Below are 20,159 nucleotides of genomic sequence, written 5' to 3' on the forward strand. Positions count from 1 at the left end.
AGAAAGCACCTGAGCGGCGGTTCATAGCAGCTGAGCCGAACACGCTGACCATCCTCGGCGCAGCGCTACAAATGCGCCATAGCCATCCGGCATCGCTGTCGCTACGCTCAAAGCAGCCAACGGGCACACTTGCGCAGCAATCACCCACCAGATGGAGGCCTGCAATTGACCAGTTTGCGAGCAATAACAGTGCTGCTCTGTAGCCTCTTCACCGCGCATGTGCAGGCTGCCGAGCCATTGATTTTGGTGGGCGATGATTTCTGCCCTTACAACTGCGATGCCGCCAGCGGCAAACCCGGTTATGTCGTCGAGGTGCTTGAAGAAATCTTTGCCGCCCAAGGGATTGCCGTGAAATACCAAATCAAACCCTGGTCACGGGCGGTGCACATGGTGGCCAAAGGCAACGCAGATGTTCTGCTGGCCAACACCTACAACAGCGCCCCCGACCCGCGGTTGCAATTGGTGATGGGCGAAGACAGCACCTGCTTCCTAACCCGCAGCGACACTAGCTGGCGCTTCACCGACATGACCGACCTCTACCAACAGCGCCTCGGCGTCATTCAGGGCTACCACTACGACTCAGGCGGCCCGTTGGATCAGCATCTACGCAGCGATAACCCATTAGTTTACCAAGCCAAGGGCGAATCGGCGCTGCGCAGCCTGCTCTTGATGCTGATGCAACAGCGCATCGACTTAGTGCTGGATAACTGCAACGTACTCAAGGCTAAAGTAAGCAAAATGGACCTTGGCCAGCGCACTCAAATCACCGGCGTGCTGCCCGGTTACCGCGCCGACCTGCATATCGCCTTCTCCCCTGCCGACCCAGAAGCCACCCGCCTGATGAATATAATTCGTGAAGGTTTAGCCGACATGCGCCGCACAGGCCGGCTTGCCGCCATCCTGCAACGCTACTCGGTCACCGACTGGGAGCAGACAGCGACAACACCCTAGCTCCAGAGCTTATACATACGCCGAGAGCCCAATACCAAAAGCTGATGCGCTGGCGCACCCATACCCATTCGCAGTAATGTCGCGCCTCTACATTCAAGGACGAAATATGGCAGCCAAAATCGCGACCCCACGCCAACAAAAACACCTCGCCGTGCTGATCGACGCCGACAACGCTTCTGCGGCAATCGTCGAAAGCCTGTTCGAAGAAATTGCCAAATATGGTATCGCCAGCGTTAAACGCATCTACGGCGACTGGACCGGCCCACAACTGGGCGGCTGGAAGAAGGTACTGCTGGAACACTCGATTCAACCCATGCAGCAGTTCGCCTACACCACCGGCAAAAACGCCACCGACAGTTCACTGATCATCGACGCCATGGACCTGCTCTATACCCGGCGCTTTGATGGCTTCTGCCTGGTTTCCAGCGACAGCGACTTCACCCGCCTGGCCGCCCGCCTACGTGAAGAAGGGCTGGAAGTCATCGGCTTTGGCGAACAGAAAACACCCAAGCCTTTCGTGTCCGCCTGCGACAAATTTATCTACACCGAACTGCTGCGCAACGACGCCGAACCCGCCGAACTGGAAAGCACCGGCAATGGCGCGTCAGCCACTGCACCAGCACCTGCCAGCACAGCAGAAAGCAAGCCCAGCACGCCGCAAACAACGACCAAGGTCAAACCGCAGAAAGTGCCGGTGGATTTTATTGTTAAAGTGATCGACGACAACTCGGATGAAGACGGCTGGTGCTTACTCGCTGTACTCGGCTCCAATATCAGCAAACTGCGTTCGGACTTTGACTCACGCATGTACGGATTTAGAAAACTGAGTGATCTGATCAAAGCGCAGAATGGGCGTTTTGAACTGCAGGTACTGGGTACAACACCTACAGGCGGACAAGCACTAGCAGTCCGTAATCGAAAGCCAAGCAAATAATCCACACCGAACATAAATAGCAGAGCCAGGGATGGCTTTCACGACTGGTCCTGTAGCAATGATGGATCAAGGAAAGTCGAGCGCAGCAAGACTCGGATGTAGTGGGCAAGGCCATTACGAGAGAACTGGGAGAGCGGCAAAATATGGATAGATCAGTGAATGATAATTTTGAATAGCCATTATGGCTGCGTATCGATACGCTCTGCCCATCCTTCGAAATGCGTGCCAAGCAAATATCAGGTACAGACTTAGAAAAATATACGAGAGCACGATGGAACTACCAAAATTCAATGAAACCTTTCTACCTATTTTAGAAATATTAAGTGATGAGAAAATCATAAAAGGCAGAGAACTAATTCGATTAGTCGAGGAAAAGTATTACTCCAACCTGCCGATTGAGCTTCTAAGTCAAATCACAAAAAGTGGTGATCGCGTAATAGAAAACCGGATAGCGTGGGGAAAATCTTATCTCAAGAAAGGTGGGCTTGTTCAGTACCCGGAACGCGGACTTGTACAGATAACAGAAAAAGGTAAATCCGCAGGAAAAGAAAATGTTTCGCTGGAGAAAATTCAATCTGATGTTATAAATTTTTACGAACCTGAAAAAAATACAGCCAAAGCAGTAACCATCTACAGCTCCAGCCCACAGGATCTAATCGATAACGGATTTGAACAAATAGAGCGTGAAGTTAAAAATGAGCTACTTTTAAAACTTAAAGAAGTAGATCCTTACGCATTTGAAAAAATGATCCTGATACTGCTTAAAAAAATGGGATATGGGGAATTTATTGAAACAGCAAAGTCAGGCGATGGCGGGATTGATGGGATCATTAACGAAGACCAGCTTGGTCTAGAAAAAATATACATACAAGCAAAACGATATAGTGAAACAAAAGTTCGAGAGACTGATATTAGGAATTTTATTGGCGCAATGAGCGGTGACACGAGAAAAGGCATATTTGTAACAACATCATCTTTTGACGAAAAAGCAAAGACCAAGGCAAGGAACGCTCACCACTCTATAATTTTAATTGACGGCTGCAAACTTGTAGATTTAATGCATAAGTTTAATGTCGGAGTACAAATCAAAAGCACTTATGAAATAAAAATTTTGGATAATGATTTTTTTGATTCTACAGATATTTAGGCTGCACCCGGAGGATGAGTCGGTAGCCTAGGTTCACACAGCCATACCCATCAACACCTAAGCAACAAGGCCCATCACGCGATGGGCCTTAATGTTTCAATCATCAGTGCAGCGCATCGATTTAGTTCAGGCCGGCGCCGCCTCGTTGCGAAACGCCAATTTCTTCAATTGATAGTCCCGCGCCGCCTGATGAAACGCCCCCAGCAGAGCGTTGTAATCTGCCTTCTCCCAATAGCGATACTCAGGGTGCCACTGCACCCCAACGGCAAAGGCTTTGGCGCCGATCACGCTGACGGCTTCTATCTGCCCATCCTCCGCCACGGCCTCGATCTGCAAACCTTCACCCAAGCGATCAATACCCTGACAGTGCAATGAGTTGACCTTCACTTCGCGCTCGCCGAGCAGCGTGTGCAGCACGCCGCCTTCGGTCAGGGTCACGTTGTGCATGGGACCGTAGGCTACATCGTCGGGTACGTCTTTGACCTCACGGTGATCAAGGCGACCTGCAACGGCGTGCACTTCGCGGTGCAGGGTGCCGCCATAGAGCACATTCATTTCCTGCACGCCGCGGCAGATACCTAGGAAGGGGATGCCGCGCTCAATACAGGCGCGCATCAGCCGCAGCACGGTGGCGTCGCGCGGTTTGTCGGCAAGGCCAAGACCGGGGTGTTCGTCGTCGTAGAAGCTGGGGTGCACATTGGACAGTGAACCGCCGAACATGATGCCGCTGACACTGTCGAGCACGGTGTCCATGTCCAGGTCATCGCCAAAGGCTGGGATCATCAGCGGGAAGGCGCCGAAGCCGGTAACAGAGCGGATGTATTTTTCGCCGACCAAGTGAAACCAGCCGATGTCACGATCGGTCAGCTGCCAACGGCACAGGGGTAGGCCAATAAAGGGTTTGTTCATAGCAAGTCCTCTTCATAAATAGTTGAAGTGGGCTGCCCTTGGGAGAGCGGGCTTGCGGGCCAGGAAACCCTGAACCCGCTCACCCAAGGGGTGCCGTAACCGGCCATGCCGGACACTGCACCAACGCCGCGCCCGCGCGGCTGGTTTACTGCGTAAAGCGGTACTGCTCCCCTCTCCCCAACCCCTCTCCCCAACGGGGCGAGGGGACTGATCGCATGCAAGCGGATGGTTGCGAAAGCTCGCGGCTAAAGCGGAACGCCGCCCAGCCCCTCCCACAGAGTTAAACAGATCCAAAAAGGGGCTGATCCTGCGATCAGCCCCTTGGGTGTTAATTAACCGTTACTTGGAAAAGCAAACTGCGCGGCCTCATGGCTAGCACGTTGCGGCCAGCGTTGGGTCACGGCTTTTTTGCGGGTGTAGAAGCGCACGCCGTCTGGGCCGTAGGCGTGCAGGTCGCCGAACAGCGAGCGCTTCCAGCCGCCGAAGCTGTGGTAGCTAACCGGTACGGGCAGCGGCACGTTGACGCCGACCATGCCGACTTCGATTTCGTCGCAGAACAGGTGAGCCGCTTCGCCGTCGCGGGTGAAGATGCAGGTGCCGTTGCCGTATTCGTGGTCGTTGATCAGCTGTATGGCGGCTTCCAAGCTGCTGACGCGGACGATGCACAACACGGGACCGAAGATTTCATCGGTGTAGATGGTCATTTCCGGCGTGACGTTGTCGAACAGGGTGCCGCCGACGAAGTAGCCGTTCTCATTACCGGCCACCACCAAATCACGGCCATCCACCACTAGGCTGGCGCCTTGGGCCAAACCAGCGTCGATGTAGCCTTTGACCTTGTCACGCGCCGCAGCGGTGACCAGTGGGCCCATGTCGAGGCCGCTGTTGGTGCCTGCGCCGATTTTCAGGGTTTTGATTTGCGGCACGAGTTTTTCAACCAGCGCATCGGCAATCTGATCACCCACACACACGGCCACCGAGATGGCCATGCAGCGCTCACCGCAGGAACCGTACGCCGCGCCCATCAGGGCATTCACGGTGTTGTCCAAATCGGCGTCGGGCATCAGCACGGCGTGGTTCTTCGCCCCGCCCAACGCTTGAACGCGCTTACCGCGCTTGGTGCCTTCGCTGTAGATGTATTCGGCAATCGGCGTGGAGCCAACGAAGCTCAGGGCTTTGACGTCTGGCGCTTCGATCAGTGCATCCACCGCTTCTTTATCGCCGTGCACCACGTTGAGCACGCCTTTTGGCAAGCCGGCCTCGATCAGCAGTTGGGCGATGTACAGGGTGGAGCTTGGGTCACGCTCGGACGGCTTCAAGATAAAGCAGTTGCCGCACACGATGGCCAGCGGGTACATCCACAACGGCACCATAGCCGGGAAGTTAAATGGGGTGATCCCGGCAACTACGCCAATCGGCTGCAGGTCGCTCCAAGCGTCGATGTTCGGGCCGACATTGCGGCTGTATTCACCCTTGAGAATTTGCGGCGCGCCACAGGCAAACTCGACGTTTTCGATGCCGCGCTTAAGCTCGCCGACGGCGTCCTCGAGGGTTTTGCCGTGTTCTTCGCTGATCAGCTTGGCAATAGCCGCTTCGTGCGCTTCGAGCAATTGCTTAAAACGGAACATCACTTGGGCACGTTTGGCCGGCGGGGTTTTACGCCAGGCTGGGAACGCGCTTTTGGCTGAGTCGATGGCCAGTTGCATGGTGGCGCGATCTGCAAGGGCCACTTGCTTGCTGACTTCACCGGTAGACGGGTTGAACACGTCGGCAGTGCGACCGGTGCCGGCGATCATTTCGCCGTTGATCAAGTGGGTAACGAGGGTCATGGCAATTCCTTAATAACGGATCTTGTTTTTGCAGATGCCGAACGGCTGGCGTCTGCAGGAAAATTGGGGTGTTCCCGTAGGGTGGATGACGCTGTTTTCATCCACCATTACGGTATTGGATCAGGCCGATGGATGGGTCGGGCCGCGTAGGTAAATCGTCGACTACGCGTCCCGATCCACCCTACGTTGATCGATCAGTCGAGGTTGTTGAGTACATCACCCACGGCGTTGAACACAGAGTCCAGTTGCTCGGGCGTGGTGTTAAAGGTTGGCCCAAACTGGAGGGTGTCGCCGCCGAAGCGCACATAGAACCCGGCATTCCACAGTTTGATTCCGGCCTCGAATGGACGGATCACCGGGTCGCCGTCGCGCGGGGTGATTTGCAGTGAACCGGCCAAGCCGCAGTTGCGGATATCGACCACATGCTTGCTGCCCTTGAGGCTGTGCAGCTTGTCTTCAAAAATCGGTGCCAGGGCAGCGGATTGCTCGATCAAGTGATCACGCTTGAGCAATTCCAACGTCGCCAAGCCAGCGGCGCAGGCAACCGGGTGGCCGGAGTAGGTGTAGCCATGGCCGAACTCGACCATATGCTCGGGGATGGCCTGGTTCATAAAGGTGTTGTAAATCTCGCTGGAGGCGATCACGGCACCCATCGGGATTGCGCCGTTGGTGACCTGCTTAGCGGTGTTCATGATGTCTGGGGTGACGCCAAAGTATTCGGCGCCGGTCCATTTGCCAAGACGACCGTAGGCGGTGATCACTTCATCGAAAATCAGCAGAATGTTGTGTTGGGTGCAGATTTCACGCAGGCGCTTTAAGTAGCCAGCTGGCGGCACGATCACGCCCGCAGACCCCGACATGGGTTCGACCATCACAGCGGCGATGTTGGAGGCATCGTGCAACTCAATCAGCTTCAACAACTCGTTGGCCAGCTCAACACCGCCGGTTTCAGCCATGCCTTTGGTAAAAGCCAAGTGCGTCTGCAGGGTGTGTGGCAGGTGGTCGGCGTCCATCATTTGGCCGAACATTTTACGGTTGCCGCCCATGCCGCCCAGCGAGGTGCCGCAGACATTCACGCCATGGTAACCACGGGCACGGCCGATAAATTTGGTTTTGCTCGGCTGACCCTTCAAGCGCCAATAAGCACGCGCCATCTTCACTGAGGTGTCGGCGCACTCGGAGCCAGAGTCGGTGTAAAAGACGTGGTCAAGACCGGCCGGGGTCAGCTCGGTGATTTTCTCGGCCAGCTGATAGGACAACGGGTGGCCGAATTGGAAGCCAGGCGCATAGTCCAGGGTGCCCAACTGCTTGGCCACCGCATCTTGTATTTCCTTGCGGTTGTGCCCTGCACCGCAGGTCCACAACCCCGACAAGCTATCAAACACGCGCCGGCCCTTATCATCGATAAAGTGGTTACCGTCGGCGCCGACAATCAAACGCGGGTCGCGCTTGAAGTTACGGTTGGCGGAAAACGGCATCCAGTGCGCATCCAGCTTGAGCTGGCTGGCGAGGGACGGAGTAGTGGTCTGCTGCATGGTCATGGTGGCCTCACGTGTGTGCGACTTAAGCGGTGTAGGTGCTGGGAGATAACGCATCTGTTGCCAGTAAAGGTGCCACGGGCTTACATTCAAGAAAACATGACTCTTCTTATCTTCAGTTAAGCATTAGCTAAACAATAGGCCGCACACCATGAGTAGCAAACAATGAGCGCACGCCGCCCCGAACCGTTGGCGCAAGTCAGTGATTTTGATATTCGTCTGCTTAAGCTGTTTCGCAGTGTGGCGGAATGCGGCGGTTTTTCCGCTGCCGAAAGCGCCTTGGGCATTGGCCGCTCGGCCATTAGCCAGCAGATGAGCGACCTTGAGCAGCGCTTGGGCTTACGCCTTTGCCAGCGCGGCCGCGCAGGTTTTGCCCTGACCGAAGAGGGCCGCGAGGTGTACCAGAGCACCCAGCAATTGCTGGCGGCGCTGGAGAGCTTTCGCACCGAGGTCAACGGCCTGCACCAGCATCTGCGCGGTGAACTGAACATCGGCCTGACCGACAACCTGGTGACAGTGCCGCATATGCGCATCACCAATGCCTTGGCTCAGCTGAAAACCCAAGGTCCGGATGTGCGCATTCATATCCGCATGACGCCACCGAGTGAGGTCGAGCAAGGCGTACTCGACGGCCGTTTGCATGTCGGCGTAGTGCCGCAAGTGGGGGCGCTGTCGGGGCTGGAATATCAAACGCTGTACGACGAACGCTCGCTGCTCTACTGCGCGGTTGGCCACCCGTTATTCTATGTGGATGACCGGCTGCTTGAGGACGAGCGCCTCGATGCTCAAGAAGCCATCGCCCCAACCTTCCGCCTGCCGCCCGAGGTGCAAAACCATTATCAGGTGCTCAATTGCACCGCCAGCGCCTCCGACCGCGAAGGCATGGCTTTTTTGATTCTCACCGGCCGCTATATCGGCTACCTGCCCGACCACTATGCCCAAGCTTGGGTGCAACAAGGCCGGCTGCGCGTGCTCAAACCCAACAGCCGGTTTTACGACATCAGCTTGGCCTCGGTCACGCGTAAAGGCCGCCGTGCGCATTTGGTGCTGGAGAGTTTTTTGGAGGCGCTGGCGAACTGCAGCTAAGCCGTTTGGAGCGCACCGACGCTGTAGCCCGGATGCAATCCGGGAACGCCCTGGCAAACGACCGATGGCCCCGGATTGCATCCGGGCTACGCACTGAAGGCGCAGCCCTAGGCCAAATTCGGTGTAAAGCCCGAAAAAAACATCCACTGTTGTGCTTTTTAAGCCCGGTCGGCTTGTCTCCCAAGAAGCGCTGGGGTATCAGTGCTGCCCAACCCAAAAACCTGACCCCTGCGGAACCGTTTATGACCGTTGAAGAACTTGCGCACATTGCCGACCTAAACACCAAACCGGCTGGGCGTATTCGGCAGAAAAATGAACATGCCATTATCAAGGCCGCCGAAGAAGAGTTCGCTAAGCACGGCTTTAAAGGCACCAGCATGAACACCATCGCGCAGAACGTTGGGCTGCCTAAGGCCAACCTGCACTACTACTTCAGCAATAAGCTGGGGCTGTATCAGGCGGTGCTGGGGAACATCCTTGAACTGTGGGACAGCACCTTCAACACCCTCAGCGTCGATGACGACCCCGCCCAAGCGCTAGCGCGCTATATCCGCGCCAAAATGGATTTCTCGCGGCGCCACCCGAAAGCGTCGCGCATTTATGCCATGGAAGTGATCAGCGGCGGTGAGCACCTGTCACAGATGCTCGATCAGGATTATCAAACGTGGTTTCGCGGCCGTGCTGCCGTGTTCGCCGCCTGGAGCGCCGCCGGCAAGATGGACCCGGTCGACCCAGTGCATTTGATTTTCCTGCTTTGGGGCAGCACCCAACATTACGCCGATTTTGCTTCGCAGATCTGCCGTGTTACCGGCCGCTCGCGGCTGGTCAAAGCCGATTACGACGAAGCCACTGACAACCTGATCAGCATCATCCTCAAAGGCTGCGGCTTAACGCCGCCCGGCAAAGACACTTAATGCCGTTCACCCTGCTGGGCCCTTGCGACTACCGCGAGGATATTCGCAAAAGTCGCTTTATCGCCCTCGCCGCCCCGGTGGCCAGTGCAGCCGAGGCGCAGGCGTTTATCGCCTTACACAGCGACGCCAGCGCCAGCCATAACTGCTGGGCGTGGAAAGTCGGCCAGCACTACCGCTTTAATGATGACGGCGAACCGGGCGGCACCGCCGGGAGGCCAATCCTCGCTGCCATCGAAGCGCAAGACATGGACCACGTCGCGGTGCTGGTGATCCGCTGGTACGGCGGCATTCAACTCGGCACCGGCGGCCTGGCCCGCGCCTATGGCGGCAGCGCCAACAAATGCCTGCAAGCGGCGCCATGTCTTGAGCTGATTGCCCGTGAGCACTGTCGCTGCCATTGCCTGTTTGCCGAATTGCCATTGCTCAAAGCGCGCTTAGCAGACCTCGATTGCCTGCTGGAAAACCAAGCCTACGACGCCACAGGCGCCGAACTGTCCTTAGCCTTGCCTGCGCAACGAGTCGCCGAGCTGCAAGAGCTGCTGGCGGGTATCAGCCGTGGTCGCAGTATCTTGCAACGCGCACACTAACGCCCGGCACACCTCATCACCGCACACCTATCGGCTTGCCGGCGCTAAGATAACGGCCTTTACCTTGGGAGTAGCCTCATGACCTCGACTCGAACTGCTCTGATCATCGGCGCCTCGCGCGGGCTCGGCCTGGGCGTGGTTAAGCAATTGCATCACGATGGCTGGCAGATCACTGCAACGGTGCGCGACCCCAGCCGCGCAGACGCCTTACGCGCGCTGCCCGGCGTACACATTGAAACGCTGGATATCGACGACGGCCAAGCCTTGATGGCACTGATTAAACGCCTACAGGGGCAAACGTTTGACCTGCTTCTTATTAACGCGGGTATCTCCGGCCCGGTCAATCAGTCAGCCAGCGCCGTCACCTGCGAAGAGTTGGGCCAGTTGTTTATGACCAATGCGCTTGCGCCGATTCGTCTGGCTGAGCGCTTGGTTGGCCAGTTGCGCCCCGACACCGGCGTGTTGGCTTTTATGAGCTCGGTACTGGGTAGCGTCTGCAACCCAGAAGGCAATACTCTGGCGCTGTATAAGGCCAGCAAGGCGGCGCTCAATTCCATGACCAACAGTTTTATCTGCAGCCTGGCCGAGCCACGCCCCACCGTGTTATCGCTGCATCCGGGCTGGGTTAAGACCGAGATGGGTGGCGACAACGCACCGGTGGAAATCGTCGACAGCTGCAAAGGGCTGGTGCAGCAGATCGAACAGTTCGCCGGACGCGGCGGCCACCACTTTATCGACTATAAGGGCCAGACGATCCCTTGGTAATCAGACCGGCGCAGCCCTGCTCATGCGGTTAAACTTTGCGCCACGCACGCCTGATCACGAGAACTGACTATGTACGACTGGCTCAACGCCTTGCCCAAAGCCGAATTGCACCTGCACCTAGAAGGCTCGCTGGAGCCTGAGTTGCTGTTTGCGTTGGCTGAACGCAACAAAATCGCCCTGCCCTGGAATGACGTTGAAGCGCTGCGCGGTGCGTATGCGTTTCACAACCTGCAGGAGTTTCTCGACCTCTATTACGCCGGCGCCGATGTGCTGCGCACTGAACAGGACTTCTATGACCTGACGTGGGCCTACCTGCTCAAATGCAAAGCGCAGAACGTCATCCACACCGAGCCATTCTTCGACCCGCAGACCCACACCGACCGTGGTATTGCGTTTGAAGTGGTGCTGCGCGGCATCAAGCAGGCGCTGGTGGATGGCGAGAAACAACTGGGCATCAGCCACGGCTTGATCTTGAGCTTTTTGCGGCATCTGCCCGAGGAAGAGGCGTTTAAAACGCTGGAACAAGCCGTGCCGTTCCGCGATGCGTTTATCGCCGTGGGCTTGGACAGCTCTGAGATGGGCCATCCGCCGAGCAAGTTCCAGCGGGTATTCGACAAGGCCCGCAGCGAGGGTTATCTGACCGTGGCGCACGCCGGCGAAGAAGGTCCGCCCGAGTACATCTGGGAAGCCCTAGACCTGCTGAAAGTTAAACGTATCGACCACGGCGTGCGCGCCATCGAGGATGAGCGGCTGATGCAGCGGCTGATCGACGAGCAGATTCCGCTGACCGTGTGCCCGCTGTCCAATACCAAACTCTGCGTGTTCGACGACATGCGCCAGCACACCATCCTGCAGATGCTCGAACGCGGGGTGAAGGTCACGGTGAACTCGGACGACCCGGCCTACTTCGGCGGCTACGTGACCGAGAACTTCGCTGCGCTGCATGAAAGCTTGGGCATGACTCAGGAACAGGCCAAGCGCCTCGCGCAAAACAGCCTAGATGCGCGACTGGTTTAACGCGCACAGAGCAAAAAATAGCCCGGCATTCGCCGGGCTATTTTTTAAGCGGTACTGCTGAGCGTGTTCGGTCATTCACGGATCAAGCGTGCGCCGCTTACCCGTGACCATCGACAACGGCAGGTTTTCTTTCAGTCGATAGCTTTCAAACAGTGCCGCCGCGATATGCAGTCCCACCAGGGCCATTAACGCGTTGGCACAGAATTCATGAATTTCCAGCGGTAAATCAGCACCCCAGAAATAATCGACTTCCTCCATCAGGAAGCCGGTCACGCCCAAACCGAGCATCAACAGCATCATGCCGATCATGACCAGGCCGCCTAGCGGCGAATGCCCCATGCGGTGGTAATCACGGCCACCAACGAGTGCCCGTATGTGCTCAGCCAGCCGTGCCCGGGTCGGCCAAAAGTCGGCCCAACGCGCTGCCGGTGACCCAATAAAACCCCACACCAGGCGAATCGTCAGCCAGGCCATAGCGTAATAACCAAACCAGCGGTGCCAGTTCTCGCCTTCTTCGGTGAAGAAGTAATTAGCCAGGAAGACGCCCGCTAAGGACCAGTGGAACAGCCTGACCACGGGGTCCCATAGGCGCTGGGTGGGTGTATTCATCAGCCTTCAACACCACCTTTGATGACCTTGCCGGTGACCGGATCGAAGTAGATCTCAACCTTCTGGCCGTCTTTGTTGAAGCCGTAGATTTCGTAGCAGTTGCCGCTGGTCACTTTGAACTTCTTGATCTCGTAACCCTGGGCCTTGAGGTCAGCCTGGAACGCATCCTGATCCTGCCACTGCGCTTTGTCAGCGGTGGTGCACTGGGTCGCAGCGAAGGTCAACGGGCTGGCAAGCAGCAGGGACAACAGGACTAATTTGCGCATGAGATGTACCTTTCGAGAGAGTGGATTAACGTCTGCAGGAGCACAGTGCGCGTCGAAGCTTAAAAACTGCTTAAGGCGCGCCACTTATTTCCATCGCCCACAAAAAAACCGCATCGGCCAATCTGTTCGCGACAAAGTGGCCGATGCGGTTTATGCAGCCAAGCTGTGCAGCCGGTTTACCGACCGCACACAAGGTGAACTTAGAAGCTGAAATCCACCTTGGTCCATAGCGTGCGCCCAGGCTCGTTGAACGCTTGCGGGTCGTCCGCTGCAAACCCGAACCCGGCGTTACCGGCCAGGTTGAGGTGCTCGCTGTAGGCTTTATCGAAGAGGTTATCCACGCCGGCACTGAGTTTGACGTCAGGCGTCAAGCGGTACGCGGTGTTCAGCGAGAACACGGCAAAGCCGCTGCTGCTGTCGAAGTCCTTGCCGACCACGTTGCCTTTGCCTTCATCCACCCGGTTCTGCGCCGCGACCACACGCCATAGAGCGCCAGCGCTCCAATCACTGCGCTCATAGGCCAAACCAAAACGCGCTTCCAGCGGCGGCGTTTGCCCCAACGGGCGATCATCCGAGCTGTTTTTGGCCCAGGCATAGGCCACGCTGGCATCGGTTTTCCAGTTGCTGTCCAGGCGATAACTCATGCCCAGCTCGCCGCCCATGATCCGCGCGTCGATATTGCTGGCTTGCGAGCGTACATGCCCAGGCATCATCCCCGGGCCATAGCTGAAGCTGATGTAATCACGCACCTGCCCGGCATAGACCGAGGCCCAGGCTTCGAGTTTTGCACCCCGGTAGTTGATGCCCATATCCAGCTGGGTGGTTTTCTCCGGTTCCAGGCTTTCCATCGGTTGCACAAAACCAATTGGCCCGGGGCTGGCGGAGAACAACTCCCAATAATCGGGGAAGCGCTGGGTGTGGCCAAGGCCGGCATACCAGGTGGCCGGCAGGTTTTGCAGGTCCTGCTCGTAACGCACAAAGCCACTGGGCAGCGTGTCACTGCGGGTTTCATCAGCCGTGGGGTTGGCGCGGAGCGTCCCGTTCATTTGGCTGCCAAGCGTCTGCCGGTAATCCTTGACCGAGGCACGGTCCAGGCGTGCGCCGGTGACCCAGCGCTCACGCTCGCTAACCTGCCAGGTCAATTCACCGAACAGGCCGTAGTTGTGAAACTCAGCATCTTTATCCCAGTTGAATTGGTCGTAGTCGGTATAACGCCCCATCATAAATGTGGAGGCTCGCTTGCGGTGCTCGTTACGTTGGGCATCAACGCCAGCCTTAAGCTCGACCGACTGCCAGGTCCACGTGCCCACCAAACGACCGCCCAAGGTGCGACGATCAACATTACTGGCCATGGGGTTGCGCATCATGGCCATCACATCCTGCGGATTTGGGCTGCGCAGGCTGAAGTTGTCCATCACGTGGTCGGCGTAGTTGTAATACACCTGCCCTTCGAGGCCTCGGAACACCTCGCCAAGATTCTCCAGCCGCACGCGCAGGCCGAGGCTTTCGCGCAGGAATTGGCTGCCATCCATGCCGCGCCCGGCATAACGCGCTTCACCATCACCTCGGCCGGCGCTGAGTTCGATCAGGGTGTCGTCGTTCGGCGTCCAGCCCAGCAGCATGTCGCTGTTCCATTTCTCCCAGCGCGAGGGCACGGTGTCGCCATTGCCGTCTTCATAGTCATCGGCTTGGGCGGTGTTACCGAGCACGCGGATATAACCCTGACTGCCGCCGGCAGTGGCATCAATACGGCGATCAAAACGGCCATTGGAGCCGGCTAATACGCTGCCATCGACACGCCCACCGAGGGCTTCAAAACGCGGCGTATCACGCTCAAACAAAATCGTTGCGGCCGAGGCACCTGGCCCCCACAACACGCTTTGTGGGCCTTTGATAACGGTCAAACGGTCGAAGTTTTCCGGTGACAAGTAAGAGGTCGGTGCATCCATCCGATTGGGGCATGCGCCGAGCAACACGCCGCCGTCGCTGAGGATGTTCAGGCGCGAGCCAAATTGCCCACGAAACAGCGGGTCACCATTGGCACCGCCGCTGCGGATGGCATTAAAGCCGGGAATGGTTTTCAGGTAGTCCGCGCCATCGGCGGCGGGCACTGGCTGGCGCGGCTGTTTGGGGTCAGTGACCACCGTCACCGGCGACTGCTGAGCGACCCCAGTCACCACTAAGGGCGGCAACTGCAGCAGCGACGGTTCGGCGTTTTGCTCGGCATGCGCCTGAGCAGCCCAGAGCAAGCAAACATAGAGCGGCGCGAGGCGCATAGGTGCAGCACTGGTTAACAGCGAACGAGTAAGCATATTTATTCCAAAATCGAGGCACACCAATTAATAACCGGCCGTGCTTTAGCAACATTCACGCCGGTAACAAGGGCAATTGCGATCAGGAATAAACAGGCGGTGCGCGGCTGCGTGAGCCGGGAAAAATAGCTGAGCGGGCAACTCCAGAGCGAACCGGCGCGGTATGTCGGTCGACTGCCGCAGTTGCCGCCAGTGCCAGCGTCCGGCTGGAGCAACCGGTGGCGGGGCTATTGAGCAGCAAGGTGCAGTAACCGCATTTAGCCCACAGCGCTTCATCACTGAGGGCACTGGTTTGTGCGTCGCGGTGTTCGCCGCAGGCCAGCTCGTTCAGCCATGCCATATCCACAGGCTGGCTAAGTTGCGACCACAGCGGCCCGACGCTGAGCAACAACATGGCCAATAAGGCCAAGCAGGCTGAGCGGTAGCGGGCTGAACGGGGGCGACTACAGGGCATCACGGTTACTCAAGCATCTCGCGCAAATTATGACCACGCGTGGTTGTCACGCGATTGATAAATATCAATAAAAACTACGGAACCCACTCGTTGCAGTGCAACGAGTGGGTCAGCACCCTAGTGACTGTGCTCATCACCCTGCATAGGCTCAGCGCTAGGCGCATCGTTGTGCACATCAACCTGTACCTCTAGCTGGCCGGCCTTCTCGAAGGTCAGGGTCAGCGGGAAGCGTTCGCCGTCTTTGGCCTGCTGCTGCACGTTGAACAGCATGACGTGGTAGCCCATGGGTTCGAACTTCACCTCGCCACCGGCGGCAATGTCCACGCCCTGCACCTGCTGCATCTTCATCAGGCCATCGGCATGTACATGCTCATGCAGCTCAGCCTTACCGGCCGCCGGGGTGCTGACACTGAGCAGGCGATCCGCTTCACTGCCTTTGTTATGCACCACAAAATAAGCGGCTGCGGTCGGCGCAACCGGCGGCATCTCACGCGACCACGGGTGTTCAATGTGCAGGTTGCCCACGCTGTAGTCATGCGCGTTGGCAAACAGGCTTGGGCTAAGCAGTGCGGCAATTAGCAGGGTCTTTTTCAATAGCATGGTGTTTCTCCTGGAGTGGACTGGCTGTCCACGGCGTAAGGTTTTATAAGGTGCATCAGCACAGGCCGGACACCTAGCAATGCCAGCGCCGAACCGGGTGGTGTTACCAATGGAAAATTGACTCACAGCTCGCGTGCGCTAGCTCGAACATACCGTGCACACACGTGAACCATGCGGTTCAACGGCGATGCTTCGGCAAAACCTAGAGGGTTGAAGGTGAGGCGCGGGGATTGGCCGATGGCCAGAGGTAGCGGACCGGATGGGGGGCGAAGAAAACGCTTAACAACGCCGCGCAGCTTGCAACCAGTAAGCCTAAGAGGCCGAAGAAAGCTGCAAGAATGATCGCGCTGAACAGGCTGGCGAGAGCGCACCCCGTTCCCGTCGCGGGATTGGGTGCGACAACACCGGAGCCGTCCAGATCCGCGCCCGCACCGAAGTTACCGTCGAAAGAGCAGTACTGACTGCTCAACCCGCTGAGCTGCAAACCGGCCATTTGCCCATGGCCAATGCTGCAGGCGAACGCACTGAACAGCACGCTGAAATACAGCATCCAGGCCAGCAGGCGACGGTCAGATCGGGTTAATTTCATGGGGCGCGACTCTAGCATTGCTCTTGCGCATCATTGGTGCGGCGCCGCTGCGATGGATTGCCGCAGCGTGCTGGCCTCAATACTAGTGTGCTGGGTGCCTGTGCGCCAACAGCTGAGCGCAAAGTGTTTACCAACACGCGCTTAATAGCAGCCGCGGTTTATTCAACGGCTCCCGCAGCACGCTAGGGGCTGCGCGCTTAATCTTGCCCTAAACGCCTTGCACTGCACTCTGCGTTTAGCGCCTAGCTCAGCTAAGCTAAGCAACATCTGCACAACTTCAGCGCTGGTAACAGCCTAAGTAGTTTTCGACTTAGCCCCTTGGTGAAACTAGATGCGACCTGATTTTCGAGGCCCATTGCGCTTAGCAGGCGTGTACATGCTGTTTAGTGCTCTGTGGATTTTCGGCAGCGACTATGTGCTGAATGCGCTGATCAAGAACAGTGAGAGGGTAGCTGCTCTGCAAACCAGCAAAGGTCTGCTGTTTATTTTGCTCAGCACCGGGTTGATCTTCTTTTTCAGCCTGCGCGACCGCCATGCGCAGCGTCGGCTGCTCGATGCACTGACCCACAGCAGCCAACTGCTGCAACACACCCAACGCAATGCCGGACTCGGCAGCTGGGAATACCGCAACGGTTTCCAGCTCAGTGACGAGGCGCAGCGCCTGCTTGGCCGCGACCTTAATAGTCAGCCATGTAACGTTGAAGACCTGCTCAGTTGGCTGCACCCTGCCGAACGTCCTGCGGTGCAGCGTGCCTTGCTCGCCTTACTCGAGGACCACACGAGCATGACGGTCAGCGCTCGCCTGTTGCTGCCGCAGCAACAATCAGCCACCTGGGTGATGCTGCGTGGAGAAGTCGTCGAGCCTGGTCGCATCCTCGGGACCTTGCAGAACATCAGTGCACAGAAACGCGATGAAAGCGCCTTGCGTGAAAGTGAGCAGCGTTTTCGGCAATTGTTTGAACAAACACCGCGAATTGCCGTGCAGGGCTACGACCGAGAACGCCGGGTCATTTATTGGAACCAGGCCAGCACACAACTCTATGGTTATGCCCTGCATGAAGTCATGGGCCGTCGCCTAGAGGAGCTGGTCGTACCGCCGCAGAACCGCAGCAAACTAATCAGCGCCGTCAATTTATGGCAACTCGGCGGGCCACCAATCCCCGCAGCTGAGGTCCAGTTGCAGCGCAAAGATGGCACTCCGATTTGGGTCTACTCCAGCCATCTTATGCTGCGTAACAGCTTCGATCAGGTGGAGATGTACTGCGTTGACATCGACCTCACCGACTATAAAAAACTGGACAGCGAACTGCAGGTCAGCGAGCACCGTTACCGCTCGCTGGTCGAGCACTTGGGTGATGCGATTTTTATCACTAATGCAGCCAACCAGCTGACCTTCCTTAACCCGGCGTGGGAGCGCATCAGTGGTTACCCCGTCCACGAAAGCCTGGGCAGCCCACTGCAGCGATTTATGCCGGAATTGGGCCACGTCCCGCTTAACCAAAGGCTGCAAGAACTGCTCAAAGGTGACTTGGATAATCTGCGCTTGGAATGCCAGTTACTGACCCGCTGCGGCCAAGTACGCCGGGTGGAATTGCAGTTTAATTTCAATGCGCTGGAAAAGAGCCTACACGGCAGCCTACGTGACGTGCATGAACGCTATCAAACCCTGCAGCTGCAACAGGCGCGCAATGCTGTACTGGATGAACTGCTGGCCCTGCATCCGCTGAATAGCATCCTTGTCGGCATCAGTCAGCGTCTGGAAAGGCTGCAACCGCAGATGCGCGTATCCATCATGCTGCTTGATGAATACCAACGTTTGCATGTGGGTGCAGCGCCCAGCCTGCCGGAAGCGTATTGCCACGCCATTGAAGGGATTCAAGCGGCGTTGGGCGTAGGCTCATGCGGGCATGCCGCCGCGAGTGGCGAATTAGTGATTGCCGAAGATGTCAGCCAGCACCCCAATTGGCGCGAATACCAGTCCGTTGCCCTCGCAGCCGGCCTGCATGCGTGCTGGTCGCTGCCGTTTAAAGACGATAACGGCCACGTGCTCGGCACCTTCGGCATCTATTACCCGCACCCCACCCGGCCAAGCTCTGCGGATATCGCGCTGGTTACTGAGTTCACCCGGCTGGCGGGGCTAGCGGTGCAGTTCAGCGCCACCACGGTGAGCTGAGCAGACCAACAGCGCAGCGGTGGTGATCAGATTTGTTACAGGTCAATAAAGGTTCATATTGAGCGCGTAGACTGCACGTTCTTGCCTTGAGGAGATCCGTCTATGAACGTTATGACCCAACCGGTAAAAACAGCTGCAGGCAGCGGCTGGCAAGTACGCATTGGTAAACAGAGCGTCACCTTCCGCAGTGAAGCCGAAGCACGCCAGTTCGTCAGCACACTGCAAACGCGCGTGAATGCGCCGCATGTTTTACCCACAGAACAACAACGCGCTGCCAGTTAGCCCAATACATGGCTCACTCCACGTTCGGCCCAGCGGGTAAATAGGGAGCAGCCAACGGCTAAAATCCCGCAGCTAAAAATCACCACCGCAACTGGCCAGGCGCTGCCGTCATGCAGCACGCCCACCATGGCGGCAGCACTGGCGGCGATGGCGAATTGCAGGCTGCCAAGCAACGCCGACGCACTGCCAGCATGCCGGCCTTGCCCAGCCATGGCACATGCTGAGGCATTGGGCAAAAGGATGCCCAAACAGGCAATGCAGCAGAACAGCGGAATCAGTAACGGCCACAGCGCCTGCGGCTTGGCCAGCGCCACCAGCAACAGAGCTAAGCCGGCGGCCCAGTAAAACCAGACGACTTTACCCAACCAATACCCCGGTCCATGCCGTGCGACCAACCAGGCATTCAGCTGCGCCGCCAGAATAAAACCCAACGCGTTGCTGCCAAACAGCCAGCCATAGTGCTCAGTGGGTATGCCGTACAGCTCGATAAATACGAACGGCGAACCGGCGATGTAGGCAAACATCCCGGCAACGGCAAACCCGCCTGTTAACGCATACCCAAGGAACGGCAAATTCGCCAACAGGCGCCGGTATTGCCCGAGCGCACCGCTTAAAGGCGCTGACGGCGCGTCCCTGGCCAGCGTTTCCGGCAGCCACTTAGCCACCGCCAACAGGCACAGAAAGCTAAACAGCGTCAGGCAGATAAAGATCGACGGCCAACCCAACGTACTCAGCAGCAGACCACCGGCTAACGGTGCAAGAATCGGCGCCAGCCCCATCACCAGCATCAACTGGGAAAACACCTTGGCTGAGTTGATCGGGTCGCATAAATCGCGCACCACCGCCCGCGACACCACCATGCCGGCGCAACCGCCCAATGCTTGTACAAACCGCGCCGCGATTAGCCACTCCAAACTAGGCGCCAGCGCGCAAGCCAGCGACGCCAGACTGAATAACGTCACCCCGACAAGCAGCGGCTTGCGCCGGCCGAAACGATCAGCCAGCGGGCCGTAAACCAGCTGACCAATAGCTAAGCCGATAAAGTAGACGGCCAACGACAGCTGCACATGCTCAACATCGGTAGCAAAAGCGCGGGCCAGAGCCGGGAAGCTCGGCAGGTAGAAGTCAATGGCCAGCGGCCCGAATGCGCTAAGCGCACCGAGTATCAACAAAAGACGTAACGGCATGGGTATCCAG

The 20,159-nt window shown here is 57.5% G+C and carries 20 protein-coding genes; 10 read left to right on the forward strand and 10 right to left on the reverse strand.

What is annotated here, in order from left to right; genetic code table 11:
* The first annotated feature begins 165 nt into the window (after nt 1-165).
* The 3 genes from WF513_RS13840 (at nt 166) to WF513_RS13850 (ending at nt 3,032) form a co-directional block, all read left to right on the forward strand.
* On the forward strand, nt 166-951 hold the full coding sequence (locus tag WF513_RS13840) for a transporter substrate-binding domain-containing protein (RefSeq protein WP_339079971.1): 786 nt from the start codon (nt 166-168) through the stop codon (nt 949-951).
* Between the two features lie 106 nt (nt 952-1,057).
* The gene (locus WF513_RS13845; RefSeq protein ID WP_339079972.1) at nt 1,058-1,885 is read left to right on the forward strand and encodes an NYN domain-containing protein; all 828 of its coding nucleotides are present in this window, start codon (nt 1,058-1,060) and stop codon (nt 1,883-1,885) included.
* 271 nt (nt 1,886-2,156) lie between these two features.
* On the forward strand, nt 2,157-3,032 hold the full coding sequence (locus tag WF513_RS13850) for a restriction endonuclease (RefSeq protein WP_339079973.1): 876 nt from the start codon (nt 2,157-2,159) through the stop codon (nt 3,030-3,032).
* 126 nt (nt 3,033-3,158) lie between these two features.
* Here the strand turns inward: WF513_RS13850 and WF513_RS13855 are convergent, their stop codons facing one another.
* From WF513_RS13855 to WF513_RS13865, 3 genes are all read right to left on the reverse strand, one after another.
* The gene (locus tag WF513_RS13855) at nt 3,159-3,941 is read right to left on the reverse strand and encodes a gamma-glutamyl-gamma-aminobutyrate hydrolase family protein (protein ID WP_339079974.1); all 783 of its coding nucleotides are present in this window, start codon (nt 3,939-3,941) and stop codon (nt 3,159-3,161) included.
* Between the two features lie 332 nt (nt 3,942-4,273).
* On the reverse strand, nt 4,274-5,770 hold the full coding sequence (locus tag WF513_RS13860) for a CoA-acylating methylmalonate-semialdehyde dehydrogenase (protein ID WP_339079975.1): 1,497 nt from the start codon (nt 5,768-5,770) through the stop codon (nt 4,274-4,276).
* Nucleotides 5,771-5,964: 194 nt separating this feature from the next.
* Nucleotides 5,965-7,311: an aspartate aminotransferase family protein gene (locus tag WF513_RS13865; RefSeq protein WP_339079976.1), complete on the reverse strand. Its 1,347-nt coding sequence runs from the start codon at nt 7,309-7,311 to the stop codon at nt 5,965-5,967.
* 162 nt (nt 7,312-7,473) lie between these two features.
* Between WF513_RS13865 and WF513_RS13870 the strand changes: the two genes are divergently transcribed.
* From WF513_RS13870 to WF513_RS13890, 5 genes are all read left to right on the forward strand, one after another.
* Complete coding sequence (locus WF513_RS13870) at nt 7,474-8,394, forward strand: LysR family transcriptional regulator (protein ID WP_339079977.1); 921 nt, start codon at nt 7,474-7,476, stop codon at nt 8,392-8,394.
* Between the two features lie 242 nt (nt 8,395-8,636).
* Nucleotides 8,637-9,308 (forward strand): TetR/AcrR family transcriptional regulator, encoded by a 672-nt coding sequence (locus tag WF513_RS13875; protein WP_339079978.1) that lies wholly within the window; start codon nt 8,637-8,639, stop codon nt 9,306-9,308.
* A complete protein-coding gene (locus WF513_RS13880) occupies nt 9,308-9,895 on the forward strand; it encodes a YigZ family protein (protein ID WP_339079979.1) in 588 nt (195 codons plus the stop codon). Before WF513_RS13875 ends, WF513_RS13880 begins: the two co-directional genes overlap by 1 nt.
* Nucleotides 9,896-9,973: 78 nt before the next feature.
* The gene (locus WF513_RS13885) at nt 9,974-10,660 is read left to right on the forward strand and encodes an SDR family oxidoreductase (RefSeq protein WP_339079980.1); all 687 of its coding nucleotides are present in this window, start codon (nt 9,974-9,976) and stop codon (nt 10,658-10,660) included.
* Between the two features lie 69 nt (nt 10,661-10,729).
* Nucleotides 10,730-11,677, forward strand: a complete 948-nt coding sequence (locus tag WF513_RS13890) for an adenosine deaminase (protein ID WP_339079981.1) — start codon at nt 10,730-10,732, stop codon at nt 11,675-11,677.
* 75 nt (nt 11,678-11,752) lie between these two features.
* On the opposite strand, the gene WF513_RS13895 is transcribed toward WF513_RS13890, so the two are convergent.
* The 6 genes from WF513_RS13895 to WF513_RS13920 all read right to left on the reverse strand — a co-directional run bounded on the left by WF513_RS13895 (nt 11,753) and on the right by WF513_RS13920 (nt 16,507).
* Nucleotides 11,753-12,286 carry a cytochrome b/b6 domain-containing protein gene (locus WF513_RS13895; protein ID WP_339079982.1) on the reverse strand — a complete coding sequence of 178 codons (534 nt, stop codon included), beginning with the start codon at nt 12,284-12,286 and terminating at the stop codon, nt 11,753-11,755.
* Nucleotides 12,286-12,552: a PepSY domain-containing protein gene (locus WF513_RS13900; protein ID WP_339079983.1), complete on the reverse strand. Its 267-nt coding sequence runs from the start codon at nt 12,550-12,552 to the stop codon at nt 12,286-12,288. The genes WF513_RS13895 and WF513_RS13900 overlap by 1 nt, the downstream gene beginning before the upstream one ends.
* Nucleotides 12,553-12,752: 200 nt before the next feature.
* Nucleotides 12,753-14,828 carry a TonB-dependent copper receptor gene (locus WF513_RS13905; RefSeq protein WP_339083590.1) on the reverse strand — a complete coding sequence of 692 codons (2,076 nt, stop codon included), beginning with the start codon at nt 14,826-14,828 and terminating at the stop codon, nt 12,753-12,755.
* 118 nt (nt 14,829-14,946) lie between these two features.
* Entirely contained in the window at nt 14,947-15,318 is a 372-nt protein-coding gene (locus tag WF513_RS13910; RefSeq protein WP_339079984.1) for a DUF2946 domain-containing protein, read from the reverse strand.
* A gap of 117 nt (nt 15,319-15,435) precedes the next feature.
* The gene (locus tag WF513_RS13915) at nt 15,436-15,918 is read right to left on the reverse strand and encodes a copper chaperone PCu(A)C (protein ID WP_339079985.1); all 483 of its coding nucleotides are present in this window, start codon (nt 15,916-15,918) and stop codon (nt 15,436-15,438) included.
* Between the two features lie 202 nt (nt 15,919-16,120).
* Nucleotides 16,121-16,507, reverse strand: coding sequence for a DUF2946 domain-containing protein (locus WF513_RS13920; RefSeq protein WP_339079986.1), 387 nt, complete (start codon nt 16,505-16,507; stop codon nt 16,121-16,123).
* A gap of 376 nt (nt 16,508-16,883) precedes the next feature.
* Between WF513_RS13920 and WF513_RS13925 the strand changes: the two genes are divergently transcribed.
* Both WF513_RS13925 and WF513_RS13930 read left to right on the forward strand, forming a co-directional pair.
* A complete protein-coding gene (locus WF513_RS13925; RefSeq protein WP_339079987.1) occupies nt 16,884-18,680 on the forward strand; it encodes a PAS domain S-box protein in 1,797 nt (598 codons plus the stop codon).
* Between the two features lie 102 nt (nt 18,681-18,782).
* On the forward strand, nt 18,783-18,962 hold the full coding sequence (locus WF513_RS13930) for a hypothetical protein (protein ID WP_339079988.1): 180 nt from the start codon (nt 18,783-18,785) through the stop codon (nt 18,960-18,962).
* Here WF513_RS13930 and WF513_RS13935 read toward each other — a convergent pair.
* Nucleotides 18,959-20,149: a multidrug effflux MFS transporter gene (locus WF513_RS13935; protein ID WP_339079989.1), complete on the reverse strand. Its 1,191-nt coding sequence runs from the start codon at nt 20,147-20,149 to the stop codon at nt 18,959-18,961. The two genes, WF513_RS13930 and WF513_RS13935, sit on opposite strands and share 4 nt — an antisense overlap.
* Between the last annotated feature and the right edge of the window lie 10 nt (nt 20,150-20,159).

The organism is Pseudomonas sp. TMP9 (assembly GCF_037943105.1).
In the GTDB taxonomy this organism is placed as follows: Bacteria; Pseudomonadota; Gammaproteobacteria; order Pseudomonadales; family Pseudomonadaceae; genus Aquipseudomonas.

What these genes read in the sequence shown, in the direction of transcription:
- WF513_RS13855 (WP_339079974.1), bottom strand. Translation starts at nt 3,941, where the DNA reads ATGAACAAACCCTTTATTGGCCTACCCCTGTGCCGTTGGCAGCTGACC.
- WF513_RS13865 (WP_339079976.1), bottom strand. Translation starts at nt 7,311, where the DNA reads ATGACCATGCAGCAGACCACTACTCCGTCCCTCGCCAGCCAGCTCAAG.
- WF513_RS13885 (WP_339079980.1), top strand. Translation starts at nt 9,974, where the DNA reads ATGACCTCGACTCGAACTGCTCTGATCATCGGCGCCTCGCGCGGGCTC.
- WF513_RS13845 (WP_339079972.1), top strand. Translation starts at nt 1,058, where the DNA reads ATGGCAGCCAAAATCGCGACCCCACGCCAACAAAAACACCTCGCCGTG.
- WF513_RS13900 (WP_339079983.1), bottom strand. Translation starts at nt 12,552, where the DNA reads ATGCGCAAATTAGTCCTGTTGTCCCTGCTGCTTGCCAGCCCGTTGACC.
- WF513_RS13860 (WP_339079975.1), bottom strand. Translation starts at nt 5,770, where the DNA reads ATGACCCTCGTTACCCACTTGATCAACGGCGAAATGATCGCCGGCACC.
- WF513_RS13870 (WP_339079977.1), top strand. Translation starts at nt 7,474, where the DNA reads ATGAGCGCACGCCGCCCCGAACCGTTGGCGCAAGTCAGTGATTTTGAT.
- WF513_RS13890 (WP_339079981.1), top strand. Translation starts at nt 10,730, where the DNA reads ATGTACGACTGGCTCAACGCCTTGCCCAAAGCCGAATTGCACCTGCAC.
- WF513_RS13925 (WP_339079987.1), top strand. Translation starts at nt 16,884, where the DNA reads ATGCTGTTTAGTGCTCTGTGGATTTTCGGCAGCGACTATGTGCTGAAT.
- WF513_RS13880 (WP_339079979.1), top strand. Translation starts at nt 9,308, where the DNA reads ATGCCGTTCACCCTGCTGGGCCCTTGCGACTACCGCGAGGATATTCGC.
- WF513_RS13930 (WP_339079988.1), top strand. Translation starts at nt 18,783, where the DNA reads ATGAACGTTATGACCCAACCGGTAAAAACAGCTGCAGGCAGCGGCTGG.
- WF513_RS13910 (WP_339079984.1), bottom strand. Translation starts at nt 15,318, where the DNA reads ATGCCCTGTAGTCGCCCCCGTTCAGCCCGCTACCGCTCAGCCTGCTTG.
- WF513_RS13875 (WP_339079978.1), top strand. Translation starts at nt 8,637, where the DNA reads ATGACCGTTGAAGAACTTGCGCACATTGCCGACCTAAACACCAAACCG.
- WF513_RS13905 (WP_339083590.1), bottom strand. Translation starts at nt 14,828, where the DNA reads ATGCGCCTCGCGCCGCTCTATGTTTGCTTGCTCTGGGCTGCTCAGGCG.
- WF513_RS13895 (WP_339079982.1), bottom strand. Translation starts at nt 12,286, where the DNA reads ATGAATACACCCACCCAGCGCCTATGGGACCCCGTGGTCAGGCTGTTC.
- WF513_RS13850 (WP_339079973.1), top strand. Translation starts at nt 2,157, where the DNA reads ATGGAACTACCAAAATTCAATGAAACCTTTCTACCTATTTTAGAAATA.
- WF513_RS13935 (WP_339079989.1), bottom strand. Translation starts at nt 20,149, where the DNA reads ATGCCGTTACGTCTTTTGTTGATACTCGGTGCGCTTAGCGCATTCGGG.
- WF513_RS13915 (WP_339079985.1), bottom strand. Translation starts at nt 15,918, where the DNA reads ATGCTATTGAAAAAGACCCTGCTAATTGCCGCACTGCTTAGCCCAAGC.
- WF513_RS13920 (WP_339079986.1), bottom strand. Translation starts at nt 16,507, where the DNA reads ATGAAATTAACCCGATCTGACCGTCGCCTGCTGGCCTGGATGCTGTAT.